Genomic DNA, 18877 nt, shown 5'->3' with positions numbered 1-18877 from the left:
AAGTAGCGCCTTTGCATGCACGCGCATACCTTCGTAGAGGAACCAACTTGCGCTGCTCGTTACGAAGTCAATGTTCGGGGGCACGCGCTCCCACGGTCTGTGCTTTCAATCAGGAGTTCGGCAATGGCCGCTGTTTCACCCGTTACCGTCAGCTTTCATTTCAATCCAGAGCAGGTCGGCGCAGCTTTCGAGCCCAAGGGGGCGGCCAAGGGCGACCAGCCGATTCAGAAACTGGCGGCGGATGCCAGCAAGCCCGGCACACCCGATCGCGCGGAGAGACTCGGTGACCTGTCCAACGCAGCGTTGCTGCACACGGTGGATGAACTCGATCGAGGCAACAATCCTGTTCTTTTCACGGCGGGCCTGGGGCTGGGCGCAAAGATGCCGCCTGAGGGCCCCAATGGCGACGGTCACTCCCACAAAGTGAGTTCCCACATCGAGTCGCGCGGCGGCGACCCGTCGCTGATGCAGCCGGACCGCCCCATCACCACCGGCGAACTGCTGGCGGCCAGTGCCAAGCTCAAGAACATTGAAGTGCATCCGTTTGCGATCGACTTGTACGAAGGCATCGACGAGCAGCGAAAGAAGTTTGAAGACATTTCGCAGCTGGCCCTGGACACTGGCAGGCATGTGGCGGTGTGGATGCAAACCGGCGAAGGCGCGGCGCAGCAGCGGCGGCTGGTCGTTGTCGAGCCGCAAGACGACGGCCAGGTTCGCTTCATTGCACGCCGTCCGGAAAGCGACTCGCCCGAAGGGGAGCAGGCGAGCGACGCCCTGGAGATGACGCTGCGCGCCATTGCGCACCGCGATTCATGCCGGGTGAGCATTCAAAGCAAGCACGACACAGGCGGCGAGCTCGACTATCAGCTCCTGCAGGCGCTCGACGCCAACGCTGGCGATGTTCGCGGCGCAAGCGGCGTGATTCGCGAACAGCTCGACGACTGGGCCGAGGGCATGACGCCCGCAACGCGCGGTGCCGTGGGGCAGGTTGTTCGGGCGAATCTGCTCGATGCAACGGCTGGGGTGAAAAGCGTCACCATCCATTTGCCGCCCAGTGCGCCCCAGTTTGCGGTTGAGGTGGCGATTCCGCCGGTGGAGATGCATGCCGCCGCGCAATCCGCCGCTCCCATTGCGGCGATTCCGGCCACGCCCGGATCGCAAAAGCCGGCGCAGCTTTCGCCGGTTTCAGCAGGACTGCGACGCAACTTGCAGTTGGCTACGACGCCCGATGGAAAAGTGGTGTCTGCGTTCGCAAAGATGGCGGCTGTCTACAACGAAGACAGGTATATCCGCGACTGCAAGCGCGAAAACCAGTTGCCCAACGAACAGCGAGTGCGAGCTGCTGTAGCTGGCCGAAAAGCTTTGCCCGCCGCAGATGGCGCCTTTTTGGAAGCTGCGATTGGCGCTGAAACAGCATTCGAGCGCATGCAAGGCTCTGTCCTGTTCCGTGACCTACCCGCAAGTCACCCATTGCAAACCACTAAAGGCATCTTGAACAAAGTGGGTGGCAGGGCCTGCGCCACGCAAGTCACGACGCGACCACACATGCAGCTGGAGACTTGTGTGGCTCACCTGAGCAAGCTGCAGGCCACGCAAGCGCACATCGCGAGGGTCAATGCGACTGATCCAGGTGCTCTGGCCATCTCACGACAGACCCTTGCGCAAGATATCAGCGCCGCAAAAACCAGGATGGACGCAGCAACTGCGGCCATGCAAGCAGCGCCTGGAAATCTCGAGTTGGGAAAACAGTTCGAAGAAGCAAACCTGCGCTACCAGAGCCTGTCCAGGCAAGACAGGGAATCAGATGTGGCCTGGCTGACGCAGGAGGCAAACAAGATTTTGCGCCTGCTTTCGAATGGACTTGCCGAGATCGCGAACACGCGTCAGAACCTGCTTACCAGCATCGACGCCGCACTGGTCGAGCTGAACCGGGTCGCGACACTGCGGCCAAGCGTTACCGACCGGTTTCGCGGAGCTGGGCGGGACGTCGCAACGGCCAAACGCGAAGCGCAAGAGCTGATCGCCACGCTCAAGAAGTTTCGGGATGACTGCGTGGCAAGCACTATGTATACCGAGCTGGCCAACGTATGCAAACGCACAACGAGCTCGCCAGAGCTTGCCCCCGAAATTGTCCGAGGGCTGCTCTCCTCGAACGTTTGAGTTGTCGTGCCATCAGGCACGGTGAAACTCGAACGGCCGGCGCTTCAAGCGGCGGCCACGAGCCCCATCAACCCGCCAGCGACTGCAACTCGTCCAGCGTCTCGGACCAGCTGACGTGAACATCAGTTTTTTGCCGCAGGAAGTTGCGGATGGCGTCGTGCTTCTCGATTGCCATGTCGGCAATACGGTCTGAACCTTTTTTGTACTCGCCAACCTTCAGCAGCAGCTCGATGTCCTGGTACTTCGCCATCAGCTCGCGAATGTGGCCCGCAGCCTCAAGGTGTTCCGGCGTGATCAGCGCATTCATCACGCGCGACGCAGATGCCAGCACATCGATCGCCGGATAGTGGTTCGAAGCAGCAAGCCTGCGCGACAAAATGATGTGGCCGTCGAGAATCGAACGTGTTTCATCCGCGACAGGCTCTGTCATGTCGTCGCCTTCGACGAGCACGGTGTACATCGCCGTGATGGAGCCCCGCTCGTTGGTGCCGGCCCGCTCCATGAGGCGCGGCAGCGTGGCAAACACGCTCGGCGGAAAGCCCCGGCGCGTGGGCGGCTCGCCGGCGGCCAGGCCGATCTCGCGCTGGGCGCGGGCAAAGCGCGTGACCGAATCCATCAAGAGCAGCACCTTCAGCCCCTGGTCGCGAAAGTATTCCGCGATGGCTGTTGCGACATAGGCTGCGCGCGATCGCTCCATCGCAGATTTATCAGAGGTGGCGCACACGATCACGGCGCGCCGCATGCCCTCTTCGCCGAGTTCGCGTTCGAGAAACTCGCGCACTTCGCGGCCACGCTCGCCAATCAGCGCCACCACAGTGACGTCAACATCCGCACCCTTCACGAGCATGCCCATGAGTGTGGATTTGCCACCACCTGCCGCAGCGAAGATGCCCATGCGCTGGCCTTCGCCGCACGTGAGCAAGCCATCGAGCGCGCGCACACCCAGCGACAGCGGCGTTTCGATCAGCTTGCGCTTGAGCGGATCGGGCGCGTCTGCGTAAACCGGGTATTGCTTCATCGGCGGCAGCGGGCCTTTTTCTTCGACATCGATCGGCTGGCCCAAGCCATCGAGCACGCGGCCTAGCAATGCGCGGCCAACGGCCACGGTTTGCACTTTGCCGGTGGGCAGCACTTCCGTGTCGCCTGAAATACCTTGCGTGCCGCTGGAGGGCATGAGCAGCGCTGTGCCCTTGGAGAAACCCACCACCTCAGCGTGCGTTTCACTGCCATCGTGGGGATTGCGAAGAGTGCACACTTCACCAATCCGCACCGACGGCACCACGGCCTTGATGATGGTGCCGACCACTTGCGTGACGCGACCGCGGATCTTGACGGTCGTTGCCTGGTCAACAGCGCCGTGCAATAGCTTGGCGATGTAGTCAAGCTCGCGGGCACTGCGCCGCGCGCGCGCGACAGGCGACTCGTCGCCAATCACTCGTCGTCCTCGCGATCTTTTGCCTCGTCGTCTTTCGCAGCGCCCTCTTTCGCATCGCCCTCTTTTGCGTCGTCGTCATCGACCACGCTTTGCTGCGCGAACACCATAGCCAGCGCTTCACGCAGCGTCTCGACCTGGCCCGTGAGGCTCGCTTCGACGATGCCAATTTCTGATTCAACAACGCATCCGTCGAGCGTGACTTTCGAGTCGGGATGCACTTCAATGTGCGAGATGCTGGGGTAGAGCTTTTGCAGTTCACCGACCTGCCCGCGCATGTAATCAACCTGCGCCGGATGCACATTGAGCGACAGCTGCTTTTGGCTGCGCACCAGGTCAAGGCAGTTCTTCACTACCGTCGATACGCGTTGCCGGTCATCAAAGTCACTCACCACCTTGCGAACGGCATCGAGCACCAGATCGACCATTTGCGTTTCGACCTTGCCGAAGTATTCGACCGTGTTACTCACGATCTCGACCATGCTGCCGCTTTGTTCGAGCTTGGCTTCCTCGCTGCCTTCGGCATAACCGCGCTGGCGTTCCGCCTCGTAGGCGTCCTCAGCTGAAGAAATGATTTCTTCCTGCCTGGTCAGCGCGTCGTCAAGCGCGCGCTCGGCCTCCTGGAACTTCCAGAAGTCCTTGGCCTTGATGATCTTGCCCGCCACCTCGGGGCGGCTCAGCCTCGTGTAGTCGCGAATGAGGAACACCAGCGTGACTCCAGATTGGTAAGAACGGATGTAACGAGCCGCGATGCCAACGCGCCGTCGATGGCGTCGGCACCCTGCGAGCTGCCTGCAGGCAGCTTGAGCATGAAGCGTTTGCGAATCGAGTCGGGCCACACGCGGGTTGCTGCGGCGATCCAGGCGTAGCCGACCTGCAGCGCAGTGACTTCTTCGCCGCCCGCATGGCCCTGGCGCGGATCGCCCACATCAGCCGTTACAGGCAGCAGCCCGGCGCGCGTGAGCGCAAATTCATGTGCCTCTTGCGATAGCCAGTCGCGCCACTTCAATACCTCGGCGCGCGACACGCAACGGCGCACACGCGCACCCACCAGCGCAGCAGCCACGTGCCGTGCGAGCCGGTCAATACGGTCACGCTCCAGCAGCGCAACGGGCCATTCAGTGCGCGCCACTTCAAGGCAAGGCGATGCGCCAATGCGCTCGAGAATGAGCCGCGACAAGTGGCTGCGCGACCGTGGGCTGTCCCACAGTGCATCACCAATGCGCTTCGAGAAAAAATCAGATCGGCGCGATGAATCGAGATAGTCCGCCGGGTTCTGGTTGAAGATGCAGATAGCGCGCGCCACCTCCGGCTGGGCGCCCACCAGGCGCACCAGTTCAGCCGGCGGTGGCGTCACTTTCATGTGGGCTCCACCATCGCGTCATCGCCATCAGCATCGGCCTTCTTCGCGCCAAACCGGCGCTGGCCATACATGCGCCACCCTGCATAGCCGGCCACACACAACACCGACAGTGCAGTGAGCACGTAGGCAACAACCAGCCAGCGTGAGCCAGCGGCCTTGGCCGTCTTTGCTTGCTGCTGCGGCGACACCGGGGCTGTCGCAGGCACCAGCACAACGCTGACTTTTTCGGCAGACAAGCCAGGAATGCTGCTGGCCACCAGGCGCTTGATCTGCGGCACGGACTCTTCAAGGTTCACGCCATTGCGGTGCTTGACGAACACGCCTGCAGACGACGGCAACGACGGCTCGCCTCCAGTGCTGCGCTCGGGCAGCACCACATGAACACGTGCACGCAGCACGCCGTCGATTTGCGAAATGGTTTCAGACAGCTCCTGCGAGAGCGCCCACAAGTAGCGCGCACGCTCTTCAAGCGGTGATGAAATCAGGCCTTCCTTGCGGAATACATCGCCCATGGTGGCGCGCCGTTCATGCGGCAGGCCTGTGGCGCTCAGCACGGTGATAGACCGGGCCACACTCGACTGGTCCACCGTGAGGTTGACCATGCCGTCCTTGCCGGGCAGCTTTTGTACGTCAATATCTGCTTCGCTCAGCGCCGCAATCACTTCGTTGGCTTCGCGCTCATTCATGTTGGACAGCAGCTCCACGTTGCCGCCGCATCCGGCCAGCACCAGCGCCGCCAACAGCACAGCGCCGCGCATCAGGCTATGAAGGGAGGGCTTCATCATTGGAGCTTGGTGAGCTGGTCAATGTGCTGCACGGCCTTGGACACCGTCTTGCTGATCAGGTCCACCTGCATCGAGGTTTCAATCAGGCGCATCTGCATCTTGAGCAGCTCGGTGGTCGTGATCTTGTTCGCGTCCAGGTTCAGCAGCCGGTCGATCTCGTGGGTCTTGACCTTGTAGTCTTTGCCGGCGGCGTCGAACGAGCGCAGGATCGAGTCGCCGATGGTGTTTCCGTTTTGGGGAATGTTGACAACTGGTGGCGTGCCTGACTGCGCCTGCATTCCCTTGGCAGACAGCAGGTCCGACATGCGGGCCGCATCGCTTTCAGACACGCTGCGCAAAACAGGCGTATCAACCCACGACGACTGGGCGGTTGCCTGGGCAACGACAGAAATTGCTTCAACGGACATCAGGAATCTCCTTCCTATGCTTGGTGACAGTTGCCGGGTTTTTTATCCATGGCGCTGCAAATTGCGTTGGGGGAGGTGCCGTGCCCGGGGCGCTTTAGCCCTGCCCTGTAATCCTCTCGTACTCACTCCACCTCGGAAAGAGGTTGACGGGTGAGCCTGCGCCCGTGTTCATGGCCATCAGCTTGTCGGCCATGCGCGCGTAAGGCATGGCGGTGGCACCGGGTTGCTCGACCACCTTTGACAGCGCCTCTTGCGCCTCTGAATTCTTGCCCGCGCACTGCAGCGCCAGGCCCAGGAAGGCCGTGAGCTCAGGGTCCCCCGGAAACTGCGTGAGCGCCGAATCGCGCAGGAATTGCGCGGCAACGGCGGGCTTGTTCGCGGCGATCAACACCAGCGCCAGGCCAATGAGCGGCAAGCTGCTGTCGGGCCGCAGCACCCGCAACGAATCAAAGATCGCGCGCGACGCGCCAAGCTGGCCTGTTTGCGTGCCGATAAAACCGATTTCAGCGATGAGGCGCATGGACTCGCGGTCAAGCGGCAAGGCTGTGGATGTCATTGCACCGTCGCCTTCTTGAATTCGAGCAGCGTCTCGGCCCGCTCCATCGTGTGCGTCTTGTTCTCGCGGCGGGCCACGTCGGCAATCTGCCGCAGCAGATCGGTTGCGTTGTCGTGCAGGCCCAGCAGCGACATGCATTCGACAATCTCGAACGCTGGCTCGTCGTTGTCAGGCTGCAACTCGAGCGTGCGGGCAAACATGCGAATTGCATCTTCAAAGCAGCCGGTCTTGCGAAAACAGATGGCCGACGCAAGTGAAAATTTTGGCTCATCGGGGCGATACATCATGATCAGCGCCAGCAGCACATTCGCCTCATCAAAGCGGCCCTGCTCCGTCATGTTGTAGACCTGCCGGTACAGCGTGTTGACCTGCGCGTCAGTCAGCCGCGCAGACAGCGCCAGCGCTTGCGCAGCTTGCGCCTGCTGCGCTGCTTGCGCTGTTGCATGCGCCGAAGGTGCCTTGAGCCCGGACGACGCCGTTGTGCCCGGGTCTTCGTTTGCAGTCATGTCGGTCCCCTGGTTTGGCGAGCTCAGGCGCGCCAGCTGCTGGCCGTGCTCTTGGCGAATTCGCCGCGCGAGGACTCGATGGCGTTGGCAGTGCCGATTGCACTGGCGACTGCGCCGGCGAGGTTATCCGCGCCGGACTTGAACGACTCCTGGCGCATCGTCATCTGCTGGGTTTCGGCGTTTGTGAATTTGGCGTCGGCGTCTTTGTATTCGGCTTCCTGTGAATAGGAAGCCGCGATCTGCTTGCCGAAGCCGTTGGCCAAGGCGGACCCCGCTTGGGCGCCAGCGGTCCAGTTGCGGGCCGACGCGTTGAAGGTGTCCGCTTTAGAGTGCCCACCTTCAGACGTCACCTTCAGGCGGTCGATTTCGCGATTCGTCTTGTCCTCGAACCGAATGTCGTCTGCGGCAACGTCGGCCTTCTCACTTCTGAGCTTCGCGCCTTGCCGATCAAAGTAGGCAACCTCGCTCGTCGAGGCCCTCTGTTTGACGGCAGCATCGGCATGGGCGGCCTTCTCACTTCTGAGCTTCGCGCCTTGCCGATCGAAGTAGGCCACCTCGCTCGTCGAGGCCCTCTGTTTGCCGGCAACATCGGCATGGGCGTCCTTCTCACTGCCGAGCTGCGCGCGTTGCCGGCGGAAGTAGCTCGCCTCGCTCTGCAAAAGCTTCTTGTCAGCGATCTTCGCATCCAGAGCCTCAGTGAGTTCGGAGCGTTCGACCGCCTTGCCTCTGACTTGCGCGCGCTGGACATCGTGGGCATGCGAATCCATGCGCCTTTGCTGCAAACTCGGCAGATCGCCTTCTACACCGTCGTGAACTCGCAATTTGCTCACAGCCCGATTCAGATTTGCATCTGAGGCAGCGATCCTCTCGTCCAAGTCACGGCCCTTCGCCTCAAATGAAGCTGCTTCATCTTCGGTATGCACTTTGCGAGCAGCCTGCGCCCGATTCGCATCTGCGGCATCGATTCTGTGGTCCAGGTCACGACCCTTCGCCTCAAACGCAGTTGCCTCATCTTCGGTATGCACTTTGCGAGCAGCCTGCGCCCGATTCGCATCTGCGGCATCGATCTGGTCGTCCAGCTCACGGTTCTTTGCCTTGAACGCCTTTGCTTGAGTCTGTTTGGCGTCTTTGAGGTGCTCGATCTGCTTGAGCGCGCCCGTATGCTCACCCGACGATTTCGAGGCGCTTCGGAGTTTCAAACCAGACACCCCCGCACCGCCAAGCCCGATAACACCACCCGTGATTTCCATGCTGGCGCTCGCCACCGCAGCGCTATAGCGCTTGTCCGCCGCCTCCTTTTCAGTCTTTCGCTGCTTCGCCGCGTTTTCAATGATGCTGTAGCGCTGCGTGAGCTCACTTCGCCTGAAGGCCAGCTCGACCTTCTGGGCTGTCTTCATGATCAAGAGCATCACCGCGTTCATGTCCGCCGTGATATCGCCAAAGGGCGGCCGGTCGTACGCCGTGTCGTCCGGCTTGGGCATTGCAGTGGCCGCGCCGCCGAGCGCATACGACTTCGGGAATGGCGCCAGGGCTTTGACAAGGGCGGCCCCGTCGAGCTTGTTCGTGGCGTCCAGTTCATCCAGCCGGGCCAGCGTGGCGGCATCCACCTTGCCGGTATCGACGCGGTAGTCGCCAGTGGGTGTGGAGTAGGTCTTGATGATGCTGTCAATGGTGGTCATGCCAGTTTCCTTGCTCGGGTTCAGCCCATGATGGGGCGGGTGAAAGCCGCTGCCGTGCGGCCCCGGTCAGCCACATTCTTTGATCGGGCCTGGCCGTTTTCGAGATAGTGCTCAACCAGTTGCCTGAGGGAGTCCATTGAAAGATCCCATGCACGTGAAACGTCTTGCGCCTGCACTTCGTAGAAGGCCTTGTCTGCGCGAGCCTTTTCACTGTCGCTATTGAGCTCGGCGATGAAGATGTCGATGATGCCCTTGGTGATGGCGGTAACGCCCGTGGCGACGGCCGTGCCTACAGCCAGCACCTCTGCGCCGCGCTCAACAGAAGCCCAGCGAGCGGCACTGGCGGCCGATTTCGCGGCGTTCGCACCCTTGGCGGCCCCATCCGCCGCACGCGCACCACTGGCAGCGGCCTGAGTACCTGTCGATGCGAAGCCGCCGACAGCGCCCAGCGCGATCGCGACCACCAACGTGGTGGTAACGGTCCAGCCCATCTTCCATTCAGACAACTCTTCGGGCGTGAAGAAAATGGCTGTGCTCTTGGCGCCCTTGCGCGGATCAACGTTGGTGACGTTGCCGTCCTTGTCAAGAAATTCACCCTTGTCGTTCTGGCGCACGATAACGATGTCGCCATTGACGATTTCGCGATCAACAATGGCTTCGACCATTTTGTCGAACCCGATACCAAACTGCTTTTCTTCGCCGGTGCAGGCGGTGTAGGTAACGCCGGCCTCTTTCAAAGACATGTCGGTGATCATTTGTACGGCGAGCGTGACGGCGGCGACGCAACCAAATATCGCCAGCCCGCCAACGGCACCGCCAGTCGCGGCAGCTGCGGCAACAGTCACCACGCACAGCAACACTGCGCCTGCCATTGCCAGCCCGGCCATGAGCCAGCCCATCGTCGTGCTCTCGCTTGCGGCCTCCTGCGCTTCTTTGAGCTTCTGGTTGGCTTCGTCGAGCGCCTTGGCGACCTTCTTGGCCAGCTCACGCCGTTGGTCGTCCTGCAGGCCGATCTTGTTCTTGCCGGTGGCGTACCGCAGGCTGGTCACCATCTCGTCGATCTCGCCGAGCAGCATGTTGAGGTCTTCATCGGAAGGCCCGCCCACATTGCCACTGTTGATGTCGTCTTCGGTCGCGACATTTGCGCTTGGCTTGCGCAGCTCGATGATCGCGGCCTTGAGCTTTTGCAGCTCCGGCGGCAAGGTGGCCTGGGTGAACAGGATGCCTTTGTTGGCATCGCCCACCGAGCCTTGCTCGGTGTCGGCTGCCGGGGGTGGCGCGGAAACGGGCGCGCGCGCGTGAATAGCGAGATCAGCCATTGGCGTTCTCCAAAGTATTAGTGGCCGGAGCTTTCGCCGGCGCGTTGTCCAAAAAGCCCAGCATGGTTTCGAACCGGTCGGTCCAGCCGTGATGAGCTGCGTGTGCACGGGCTTGCTTCAGCCCGTAGTCAAGCCCCAGGCGAGCCGCGTCCACATTGCCCAATGCAAGGTGGCATTCAACGCAGCGCATCACCGGCTCAGGGTCTGTCATGTCAAGCACGCAGGCGGGGCCGTAGAACTTCAGCGCTTCTTCATGCTGGCGTTGCATCTGCAGGCAGGCGCCAAACCCCATGAGAAAACGCTTGTCCACGTGGTTCATGGTCAGCAAATAGCCAAAGATTCGCATCGCCTCGGCATACCGCGCCTGCTGGTACTGCATGTACCCCAGGTGATAGAGCGTGTCTTGCGACTTCAGCGACAGTGCCGGGCCAAATGCTTCCAGCGGCTGGCCGGACAGCATGCGGTCGAGCAGATCGTTGGCTCTGGCAGCAAGTGTGGTGGTGTCGAACTCAACCATGGCCTTACCTGCGCAGGTTGTCAACGAACGACTGCAGCAGCTTGCCCCACTTCTCGATGCCGGCAGTGACATAGTCCATCGCGGCACCCAGGCGGGTGTTCATCTGCTGCATGACCAGTTGCGACTGCTGGCTGAGGCTGCTGTAGTTGTTGATGGACAACTGCAAGTTGTCGTTGAGCTTGGTTGCACCGGTGCGGTAGGTGTAGATGCGCCAGGTCGAGTTGGGGCCAGTCTGATTGAAGCCGAGGTTCTTAGCCACGCTATTGGACTCGGACACGTCGGTGGTCGCACCTGCGGCGATGTATCGCCTGGTGTAGTCCTGCGCGGCTTCCTTGGTGGCAAATGGAGGCAGCGCCAGATAGCCCTCGACGGAGTCGGTCATTGCTGTCTGCGAGAGTGCCAGATTTAACGTCGCCATCAGCGAATTCGCTTCGACCATCTTGTCGGACAGGTCGGTGATAGTCTTGGTCTGAGTTCGCACACTCTCGGCCACAGCATTGCCGAAAAACAGAAAGGTCAGCGCCGTGAGCATCATCGAGTCCTTGACTTTTGTCAGGTCGAACGAGTTGAGCCAGGCCGTCGTCGACTGCGGCGCCGGGAGATTGAGAATGGTGTTGTCAGGTCCGGGCATGGCGCGATCCTTGTTGGTTGGTTCAGAACTTGGCGGCGATGTCGTTTCTGATGCGCGCCAGCAGCTGCATCAGTGAGGACACCAGGCCCTCCCACATACTCTTTTGCGTCACGAACTGTTGCAGCCGCGCCTGCTCTGTCTGGCTAAACTGCGTGAGTTTGTCGGTGGCTTTTTGGAGGGCGGATTGCCAGCTGGTCAGTTCCGCCTCCGTGGGGGGCGCGGATCTGTAGGTGCCTTGCGAGGTGTACTGTAGATTGATGTTTCCACCAGCGTCGTAGTAGAAGGTGTGGCCCGCATCGTCCGCATAAATCTTCCCTCTTTGATAGGGACGACTCAAAAATGTAGCTTGGTCCGCAGCTCGTGTGATGTCCTGGGGAATCCTCACTGCCGGCTCGCTGCCGCTGGGAATTGATATAACAATAAACGGGAGCGGCGGATCGTTGGCGTAAAGCGTTGTTGAGGGGGCGCCCGGCAAGGTGATTGCGACGGCATCGGTGGTCAGGGGCACGGACTGTGCTTTCAAGATGTCGCTGCGCGCTTTTTTGTCCGCTTCACTCAACGTCGACCAGTCGCTGACCTTCATGTTGCGAACAGAATTCATCTGCTCCAGCGTTGCCGTATTGGCTTTTACTTCACCGGCGATCAGCACGATCTGCTCATCGTTCGACAACGCCATCTGCGCGGCTTTGGCCATCGCCTTGTTGTAGGTATTGACTCTGCCCGTGACCGGGTCCGCTTGTGCGTCGCCAAAGACCCATTTGCCGGTCGTCAATTGCGTTGACGTGACGGTGACGTCCGTCATCGTTCCGGTTTGCCTGTTCGGCGTGACTGCTGCGGTGGTGGTCATGGCTTGGTTGTTCCCTTGGTTGCTCCGGTTTCGCGTGCAATGACTGCGTTCATGAGCTTGCGCCGCAGCTCGGTGTCAACATTGAAGTCGTCGCGCCGCGCCGCCTGCTGGTTATCGGCCGCCTGCCTCTCGCGCTTGCGCGCGGGGTTGGTCAGCTGGCGCGTGAAGTCTTCAGCCTTGAAGCCCAGCGCCTTCAACCGCACAAGGTCTGTATCGAGCTGCTTTTGCAGCGCCACGAGTTGGGCTTGCATGTTGGCCTTGGCCGCGTTCACATCGGCCAAGCTTGCTGTGAGCATGCGCTCCTTCGTGTAGACCTGGTACGTCGTTTTGGTTTTGCCATCGGCACTGGTCAATGTGCGGGTCTCGACACCATCAGCACCAGGCGAACCCACAAGCGCACCATTTGCAATGGCTGCGCGTTCAGCTGCCGAAGCAAGGTACTTGGCGCCCACCACCTGATTGCCATCTGCGTCCGTGGTGACAAGTGCGATGTTGTAGCTTTCGTCGGTGGTCAGCGTGTTGCCGACGGCGGCAAGCTGAGCTTTCAGGGCATTGCCGGTTTGCAGATCAGCGCCCAGAAGCAGGCGCGTGCCGTCCTTGGTCGTCTGCAGTCCAGCCAGCGCGCCGCCGGCGTCATGCAGATCGGATATTCGCTGCGTTCGGGCTGACGAAGTGGTGGTCGCCTGCTTGTGCGCCGCAGTGACCTGCTGCCATGTCGCAGCGGCCAGTGCGGCCATGAAGTCTGCATCGTCGGCACCGCCGGTCGCGGAATAGTCGGCAAAGAGTGAGCTGATGGATTGAATGCTCATAGTCAAACCTCTTTCATTCAGATCATGTTGCGCAAGCGCGCAGGCTTGCCGGCTGGCCGCGGCTTGGTGCCGTGCACACGCTGGCGCTCCATCTCGTCTTCGAATTCCTGCAGCATTGCCGCAGCCTGCGCCTCAAGGGCCCGCACAGCAGCGTCGCCGCCTCGCTTGCGGATCAGCGCCATGGTTTCTTCGGGGTCGATGTTGTTTTCGGCAAAAAGGCGCTTTGACCGTGCCAGCGCCTCTTCCGCTTCCTTGACGACGCGGCGTCCGTTGGCAATCACTTCCTCGACGCTGGGGTTGAACTTATTGCTGCTCATGTCGCCCTTCCGGTGGTGGCTATGACTCGTATGAATACTGAGTAACGGTGGTCAGGGGATGGTTCCAATGGTTCCGTCCCGTCTGCTTCAAATCTTGTCGAGCACTTCCAGCAGCGGCGCCTCGTGGGTGTTGACGGCGGCGATGTGGAGCTGCTGCGCCTGAATCTGGGCGCCGATTTCCTGCGCGGCGCGCAGCTCTTGCGCCTGGCGCACAGGAGCCGGCGGCGCGCCTGACGCGTCGGCCACTGCGACGCCGTCGCCCTCGGGGGCTACGTCGGAGACTTCTGCAACTTCCGGGGACGCGCTGATCGACGGGCTATTCGATGGGACGTTCGATGGGACGTTCGACGGGATGTCGGCTTCGCCAACCAGGCGAGCGGCGTCGGGCATGTCTGCCACGTCGGCAGCGGTCGCACCTGCTGTCTGCACAGGCTGCACAGCTTGCAGTGCGGCTTCATTTACAGCAGGATGCACGGCGGTGGGTGTGTCGCGCGCAGGCGGCGGCTGTACCTGCGGCTGGCTTTCATCGAGCGGCGCTGGTGATACCGACGGCTTCGCGTCGGCTTGTCCTGGCGCCGGCGCCGGCGCCGGCGCTGCAGCAGTCTGGCTCGTCACTGGCGGTGGTCGGTCTGCCGTGCTGTGCTGAGCGGATGCCACTTGCGAGGCTGAACCTTGCGAGGGCGCCGATTGAGCCAGCGCCGATCCATCGGGCGCCGACTGCCGCGAAGCCGTCGCCGCCATCGGCGATCGCGGCAAATCAGACTTCGTGCCCGACACAGCCGTCGCCACAACCGGCGAAGCAGCAGCGCGTTGCCCCGGCTGCACGCGCACTGCCGACGCTTGCGTTCCTGTCGTTGCGGCCGGTGCGGTCGGTGCCGCCGACTGCAACGTCGCCGGCGGGATGATTGCGACTGGCGCAGCGGATGAGGCTGCCGCGTCCACACTGGACTTCTTGTCCTTCTTGCCCTGGACGGTCGCTGACTGGTGTGACGCGGCAAGGTGCGCGCCGTCGAGTCCGATTGCCTTGCGCTTGAGCGCGCGCGCACGAACCTGTGAGGGAGTGAGCACGGCCGCATGGGTAGGTGCAGATGCCGCCAGCGCAGGCTCGACCGTCGCCGGTGCTACAGCTGCAGGTGCTACAGCTGCAGGTGCTACAGCTGCAGGTGTGGCAGGTGCCGGTGCAACAGCTACCGGTGCAACTGCTGCCGTTGGAGCAGGCGCCGGTGTGGCAGATGCAGCCACAATGTCAGCCGCTTGCTGTGCCGGCAGCACGACGCCTGGCGTTGATGCCAGTGCTGCGACGGCAGGCGCTTGCGTGGCCGCATCATCGACTGTGGACTGCTGGCGCTGCACGGCAGATGGCGTATCAGCCGCTGCGAGTGTGACCAGCGAAACTTCGCCAGCCGTTGCTGCCGTACCGCCAGGAACGGCCGTACCCACCTGCGCATTGAGCTTCATGGGCGCGTGCTGGCCCTGCGCAACTTCCATGTGAGCAAGTGAGGGCATCACTGGCCTGGCCAGCGGCGCTTCGCCGGGCAACTGCGGCTCGATCGATTCAAGCGCAGCAGCGTCGCCACGGCCCTCTGCGCGCCGGGCGATCGACAAAGGAGTTGGCAAAGCACTCGGCAAGTCCTGGAGCAATTCCGCCGGTAGCGCTTCCACCGGACTGGCTGGGCTCTTGACGCTACCTGGCCGCCCCAGCAGACGCGCGAACTGCGCTGCATCTGCTTCGATGTTTTGCGCCACGCCAGCCGGCGCAGCGATCTGCAGACCACCCACGGCGTCGAGGTGGACGTCTGACGGCATCACGGGTTGGGTATCGATGGGTTTCATGTCAGTCCTCTTTGGTGTCTTGGGTGGCTGTGTCCGTTGCGCCTGCCTGCGCCGCGCCAAAGCGCAAGCCAGAGCCGGTGTTCTCGCAAAAATCGGCCAGGCGCTTTTCAGCTTCGACTTGTGTCATGGGCGCTGCCACGGGCAGCATCACGAACGTGCGGTCGTGATCGGGTGCCAAGGCACGCACGGTCATCGCCTCAAAGCCGTTCTTGCGCAACACGCGCAGCGATCGCAGGTTGTCGTCATAGGCTGACGACAGCAGCAGCTCGACGCCATTTCGCGCAGCAAGATCGCAGGCCAGCGCCAATGCAGGCGCGCAAAGGCCAAGGCCCTGGAAGTCCGGCCCGATCCAGTAGCAGACGAACGCGGTGGACTGCCACAGGCGCAAGTCGATGTAGCCCACAAATCCGAGCTGCCGATGGACGATCGCGAATGAAGCAGGCCCGTCTTTCAGGCGCCCCTCAATCCACGCGCGCCCATCTTCACCGGGCGTGAGTGGCGGCAGCGCTGTCATTGACGGGATCGACGGATCGCGCATCTGCCGCACAAGCATCGGCGCGTGATCCGCGTGCAGCGGATCGAGCAGCAAAGGTGCTACCGGGTGCTCATGCTGCATACCCCACGGCCCTACCAGCGCGGCGATGCGTACCGTGATGCGCGCACGCAGGACGGCTGACTGGGTATGTTTGGCGTCCAGTGCGATTGCGCGGTCGCAGGCGCCCAGCGCTGCTTCAAAGCAGCCGAGCTGTTCAAGGCAGCGGGCCAGCGCTGCCAGATCCGAGGCGACTGCGCCACCAAGATCGTCGAGTGCGCGCAGCACGGTCTGCGCCAGGTCAATTCGTGCGCAAGCCAGCGCAACGTGGCCCGCTGCGCGCAAGAGCACCTGGTCTTCACCAAACCACGGGTTGTCTGCCATGGCGTGCTCAAGCCACATACCCAGGCGCGCTGCCACTGCAGGGCTCGCGGACGCAGCACGCGCAGCCAGTACGTCCCAGGCGCTGCGCAACATGGCGGGGTCGTGGGTTGCCAGCTCCATCACCGACAGCGCTGCCGGCAGGTCGCCGGCCAACGCGAGCGCACGAACGGCGCGCACACGGTCGGCGCGCGGCGAGCGCACGGCTGCGGCAAGCGGTGCGCCCAACAGGGGCAACGCGGCTTGCGCGTCGGGCAGGCCGCCCACCATGAGCTGGACCACTGTGTCGCGGCGGTGGCGAATCGTGTGCGCGCTCGCACCCAGCCGCGGCGCCTGCTGGGCCAGCCAGTGGAAGTTCACGGGTGGCGCATCGCCGTTCACATCGATGCGGTCGATAGTGGTCTCGCGCATGTCGGCAATGCTCGACCAGCCTTCGGCCCGCGCAACCATCAGGCAGCCGTGCGGCGCCCAGGCCAGCGCCTGTGCTGCGAAGCGCCAGTAGCCAATTGGTAGCGACAGCATGGCGCTGGGCAGGCAGCTGGCATAGGCCTCGATGCTCTGCGTGATCCATGCGCAGTGACGCGCCGCATCCATCGGCTGCCATGCCTTTGCGCCGGGCTCGCCAGCCCACTCGCTCATTTGTCCGTGATGCGCCAGCAGCAGCTCCTGCGGCAGGCGTTGGGCAGCATCGCCGGTGAGCAGGAGAACGGGCCCATCGGGCAACCATGCCTGGCCGCTGACCCTGTTGAGTGGCACGCTGCTGCCTTGCGGCCAGCACAGCTCCATCGGTGCAGTGCCGACCGACCAGGCTGGTGCCGTGGGCTGCGCGTGCCTGCCGTCGCCGCAAGGCACATAGCGCAGCGGCCGGCCCGACAGCCGCGCGAGCGGCTCGAGGCAGCGGCGCAGCCACCATGCGTCAAGCAACCGGCATGACTGCATGTCGACAACCGTCAAACAGCCTGGCACGCCGGCGCTGCTGAACACAGCGGCGGCGCGGCTGGCCACGTCAGCAACCGCCGCAGCCCATTCCGGGCCCCAGCCGTCGCGCGCAGACAGTGCCGTGCTCATCGCGACGCGTCTCCCTGCACTTTCATGGTGGGCGCAAGGCGAAGGCCGCCGGTGGCCTCGGCTTGCGTGTCGAGCACCACGCGCGGGCCGATCAGTTTGGGCGTGATCAGGAACATGCGCTCGCGCTTCTCGGTATTGGCCACCGTCTTGCTGAACATCGCGCCCAGGCCGGGGATGTCGCCAAGCAGGGGCACCTGGTCTTTCTGGCGAATGTTCTGCTCGGAGTTGAAGCCGCCAATCAGCAGGCTTTCGTTCTCGCCCACGAGTGCCTGCGTGCCGATGACGCTGCGACGCACCGTGGGCAGCGTTCCAACCTTGGTGTCCTGGATCGAGCCGTCTTCAATATCGACCACAAGCTGTATCGAGCGGACACCGTCATTCACAACGATGCGTGGCGTGACTCGCAGCGTGACGCCTACCGAGATCGGCGTCACAGTGGCAACGCGCTCGCCAGTGGTCTGCACGTAGAACGTGTCCGACAGATCGATCAGCGCGCCCATGTTGTCCTGCGTGAGGATGAAGGGCCGCGACACGATGCGCGCCGTGCCCTTGCCTTCGAGCAGCTTGATGCGAGTCATCAGGAAGTTGCCCGCATCGGCGATCACGGTGGACGGGTTCACACCTGTACCGCGCACAAGCGTGATCGTGGTGCCGTCTGGCGCCTTGCCCGGCGTGCCAAAGCCGCCCGCAAAGTTGCCACGGCGGCCGTTCCAGTCGATGCCGAGTTCCTCCATGCTCGTGGTGTTCACGTCCACGATGGCGGCTTCGATCTCGATCAGGTTGCCCGGCACATCCAGCATCGCGATGAGTTCGCGGTAGATGGGCGCGTTCTGCGGCTTGTCCTTGATGATGATGGCGTTCAGCCGCGTGTCGGCCTGCACCACGGCGCGCGGCGCGCGGCGCGTCGTGTTCTGCGCGCGCCCGCCTTTGACGTTGCCTGCGGCGGCGTCATCAGGTTCCGGCTCATTGGCCAGCCCCTTCATCGCCGTGCGCAATGGCGCGGCGGTGGAAAGCTCGGTGACGTTGTTCGCCGCGCTCCCGTTGCCCTGCTGCTCGGTCAACAACGCACGCAGCATGGACGCGACACCGGGCGTGATGATCTGCTTGTCGCGATACAGGATCGTGCGGTCTTCCACCGACGCATGCTTCAAGCGGAACACCAGCACCTGCTGGTCAGCCTCGGGGTCGGGCAGGTCGCTCATTGCCTTGGCAATTCGCTCAACGTACGAGCGCGGGCCGGACACCATCACCGCACTGCGCTCATCGACCTCCGCCCATCCGAAGCGCGGCTCGATGAGGCCCATTTCGGTGAATGCCTTTTTCAGCCCTGCGCCTGACATACCTTTGGTAGGCAGCATGCGGGTGACGCGTTCGTTGCTGCGGCTGATGTACAGCGTGCCGGAGCTGTAGTACCAGGCAAGACCGTAACTTGCTGCAAGCTGGTTCATGAATTCAGTCGGGTTGGCTGCAGTGGAGCGCCCGCTGGTGGCGTTCAGCCCCGGCGGCAGCGGCGACTCAAGCTGAACCTGCAGACCGAATGTCTTGGCGAAGCCGGCCAGCATCTTGTCGAGTTGCTGCTCACGGCCCAGGTAGCTGAACGGCCCGTCGGACCACGGCGGCGGCTCCGCGCGCGAGGCACCTGCGGCAAGTGCCAGCGCACACCCGACCACCAGCACGGACCACCAGCGGCGGATAAAGGTCATTTGAAAGTAACGCGTTGCGATCATGGCGTTGT

The 18877-nt window shown here is 62.6% G+C and carries 18 protein-coding genes; 1 reads left to right on the top strand and 17 read right to left on the bottom strand.

Going from position 1 to position 18877, the window contains the following annotated elements:
- The first annotated feature begins 123 nt into the window (after positions 1-123).
- Positions 124-2160, top strand: coding sequence for a hypothetical protein (locus GHT07_RS07375; RefSeq protein ID WP_153584431.1), 2037 nt, complete (start codon positions 124-126; stop codon positions 2158-2160).
- Between the two features lie 67 nt (positions 2161-2227).
- Here GHT07_RS07375 and sctN read toward each other — a convergent pair whose 3' ends face one another.
- From sctN to sctC, 17 genes are all read right to left on the bottom strand, one after another.
- Complete coding sequence (gene sctN / locus GHT07_RS07370; protein ID WP_407646601.1) at positions 2228-3592, bottom strand: type III secretion system ATPase SctN; 1365 nt, start codon at positions 3590-3592, stop codon at positions 2228-2230.
- Entirely contained in the window at positions 3592-4299 is a 708-nt protein-coding gene (locus GHT07_RS07365) for an HrpE/YscL family type III secretion apparatus protein (RefSeq protein ID WP_194792871.1), read from the bottom strand. Before GHT07_RS07365 ends, sctN begins: the two co-directional genes overlap by 1 nt.
- A complete protein-coding gene (locus tag GHT07_RS07360; protein WP_153584429.1) occupies positions 4269-4955 on the bottom strand; it encodes a SctK family type III secretion system sorting platform protein in 687 nt (228 codons plus the stop codon). The genes GHT07_RS07365 and GHT07_RS07360 overlap by 31 nt, the downstream gene beginning before the upstream one ends.
- Positions 4952-5740: a type III secretion system inner membrane ring lipoprotein SctJ gene (gene sctJ / locus GHT07_RS07355; protein ID WP_228488228.1), complete on the bottom strand. Its 789-nt coding sequence runs from the start codon at positions 5738-5740 to the stop codon at positions 4952-4954. Before sctJ ends, GHT07_RS07360 begins: the two co-directional genes overlap by 4 nt.
- Positions 5737-6147, bottom strand: coding sequence for a type III secretion system inner rod subunit SctI (gene sctI, locus GHT07_RS07350; protein WP_153584428.1), 411 nt, complete (start codon positions 6145-6147; stop codon positions 5737-5739). The genes sctJ and sctI overlap by 4 nt, the downstream gene beginning before the upstream one ends.
- 94 nt (positions 6148-6241) lie before the next feature.
- Positions 6242-6703 (bottom strand): tetratricopeptide repeat protein, encoded by a 462-nt coding sequence (locus GHT07_RS07345; protein WP_153584427.1) that lies wholly within the window; start codon positions 6701-6703, stop codon positions 6242-6244.
- Positions 6700-7209, bottom strand: coding sequence for a tetratricopeptide repeat protein (locus GHT07_RS07340; RefSeq protein ID WP_153584426.1), 510 nt, complete (start codon positions 7207-7209; stop codon positions 6700-6702). The genes GHT07_RS07345 and GHT07_RS07340 overlap by 4 nt, the downstream gene beginning before the upstream one ends.
- A 23-nt stretch (positions 7210-7232) precedes the next feature.
- A complete protein-coding gene (locus GHT07_RS07335; protein ID WP_153584425.1) occupies positions 7233-8690 on the bottom strand; it encodes a hypothetical protein in 1458 nt (485 codons plus the stop codon).
- Between the two features lie 218 nt (positions 8691-8908).
- On the bottom strand, positions 8909-10207 hold the full coding sequence (locus GHT07_RS07330; RefSeq protein WP_153584424.1) for a hypothetical protein: 1299 nt from the start codon (positions 10205-10207) through the stop codon (positions 8909-8911).
- A complete protein-coding gene (locus GHT07_RS07325) occupies positions 10200-10724 on the bottom strand; it encodes a tetratricopeptide repeat protein (RefSeq protein ID WP_194792870.1) in 525 nt (174 codons plus the stop codon). The genes GHT07_RS07330 and GHT07_RS07325 overlap by 8 nt, the downstream gene beginning before the upstream one ends.
- A 4-nt stretch (positions 10725-10728) precedes the next feature.
- On the bottom strand, positions 10729-11355 hold the full coding sequence (locus GHT07_RS07320; protein ID WP_153584422.1) for a hypothetical protein: 627 nt from the start codon (positions 11353-11355) through the stop codon (positions 10729-10731).
- Positions 11356-11377: 22 nt separating this feature from the next.
- Positions 11378-12202 carry a hypothetical protein gene (locus tag GHT07_RS07315; protein WP_153584421.1) on the bottom strand — a complete coding sequence of 275 codons (825 nt, stop codon included), beginning with the start codon at positions 12200-12202 and terminating at the stop codon, positions 11378-11380.
- Positions 12199-13011, bottom strand: coding sequence for a hypothetical protein (locus GHT07_RS07310; RefSeq protein ID WP_153584420.1), 813 nt, complete (start codon positions 13009-13011; stop codon positions 12199-12201). The genes GHT07_RS07315 and GHT07_RS07310 overlap by 4 nt, the downstream gene beginning before the upstream one ends.
- Before the next feature lie 17 nt (positions 13012-13028).
- Complete coding sequence (locus GHT07_RS07305; RefSeq protein ID WP_153584419.1) at positions 13029-13328, bottom strand: hypothetical protein; 300 nt, start codon at positions 13326-13328, stop codon at positions 13029-13031.
- An 87-nt stretch (positions 13329-13415) separates the two neighbouring features.
- Complete coding sequence (locus tag GHT07_RS07300; protein ID WP_153584418.1) at positions 13416-15161, bottom strand: hypothetical protein; 1746 nt, start codon at positions 15159-15161, stop codon at positions 13416-13418.
- A 1-nt stretch (position 15162) separates the two neighbouring features.
- Entirely contained in the window at positions 15163-17142 is a 1980-nt protein-coding gene (locus GHT07_RS07295; protein ID WP_153584417.1) for a GNAT family N-acetyltransferase, read from the bottom strand.
- Positions 17139-18869, bottom strand: coding sequence for a type III secretion system outer membrane ring subunit SctC (gene sctC / locus GHT07_RS07290; protein ID WP_153584416.1), 1731 nt, complete (start codon positions 18867-18869; stop codon positions 17139-17141). The genes GHT07_RS07295 and sctC overlap by 4 nt, the downstream gene beginning before the upstream one ends.
- Between the last annotated feature and the right edge of the window lie 8 nt (positions 18870-18877).

This window comes from Caenimonas koreensis DSM 17982, from assembly GCF_009646335.1.
GTDB classification, from domain to species: Bacteria; Pseudomonadota; Gammaproteobacteria; order Burkholderiales; family Burkholderiaceae_C; genus Ramlibacter; species Ramlibacter koreensis.
This window is presented reverse-complemented; position numbering and strand designations above follow the sequence as displayed.

Coding starts and splice junctions, on each gene's coding strand:
- GHT07_RS07375 (WP_153584431.1), top strand. CDS start 124: ATGGCCGCTGTTTCACCCGTTACCGTCAGCTTTCATTTCAATCCAGAG.
- GHT07_RS07360 (WP_153584429.1), bottom strand. CDS start 4,955: ATGAAAGTGACGCCACCGCCGGCTGAACTGGTGCGCCTGGTGGGCGCC.
- sctJ (WP_228488228.1), bottom strand. CDS start 5,740: ATGATGAAGCCCTCCCTTCATAGCCTGATGCGCGGCGCTGTGCTGTTG.
- sctI (WP_153584428.1), bottom strand. CDS start 6,147: ATGTCCGTTGAAGCAATTTCTGTCGTTGCCCAGGCAACCGCCCAGTCG.
- GHT07_RS07345 (WP_153584427.1), bottom strand. CDS start 6,703: ATGACATCCACAGCCTTGCCGCTTGACCGCGAGTCCATGCGCCTCATC.
- GHT07_RS07340 (WP_153584426.1), bottom strand. CDS start 7,209: ATGACTGCAAACGAAGACCCGGGCACAACGGCGTCGTCCGGGCTCAAG.
- GHT07_RS07335 (WP_153584425.1), bottom strand. CDS start 8,690: ATGCCCAAGCCGGACGACACGGCGTACGACCGGCCGCCCTTTGGCGAT.
- GHT07_RS07330 (WP_153584424.1), bottom strand. CDS start 10,207: ATGGCTGATCTCGCTATTCACGCGCGCGCGCCCGTTTCCGCGCCACCC.
- GHT07_RS07325 (WP_194792870.1), bottom strand. CDS start 10,724: ATGGTTGAGTTCGACACCACCACACTTGCTGCCAGAGCCAACGATCTG.
- GHT07_RS07320 (WP_153584422.1), bottom strand. CDS start 11,355: ATGCCCGGACCTGACAACACCATTCTCAATCTCCCGGCGCCGCAGTCG.
- GHT07_RS07315 (WP_153584421.1), bottom strand. CDS start 12,202: ATGACCACCACCGCAGCAGTCACGCCGAACAGGCAAACCGGAACGATG.
- GHT07_RS07310 (WP_153584420.1), bottom strand. CDS start 13,011: ATGAGCATTCAATCCATCAGCTCACTCTTTGCCGACTATTCCGCGACC.
- GHT07_RS07305 (WP_153584419.1), bottom strand. CDS start 13,328: ATGAGCAGCAATAAGTTCAACCCCAGCGTCGAGGAAGTGATTGCCAAC.
- GHT07_RS07300 (WP_153584418.1), bottom strand. CDS start 15,161: ATGAAACCCATCGATACCCAACCCGTGATGCCGTCAGACGTCCACCTC.
- GHT07_RS07295 (WP_153584417.1), bottom strand. CDS start 17,142: ATGAGCACGGCACTGTCTGCGCGCGACGGCTGGGGCCCGGAATGGGCT.
- sctC (WP_153584416.1), bottom strand. CDS start 18,869: ATGATCGCAACGCGTTACTTTCAAATGACCTTTATCCGCCGCTGGTGG.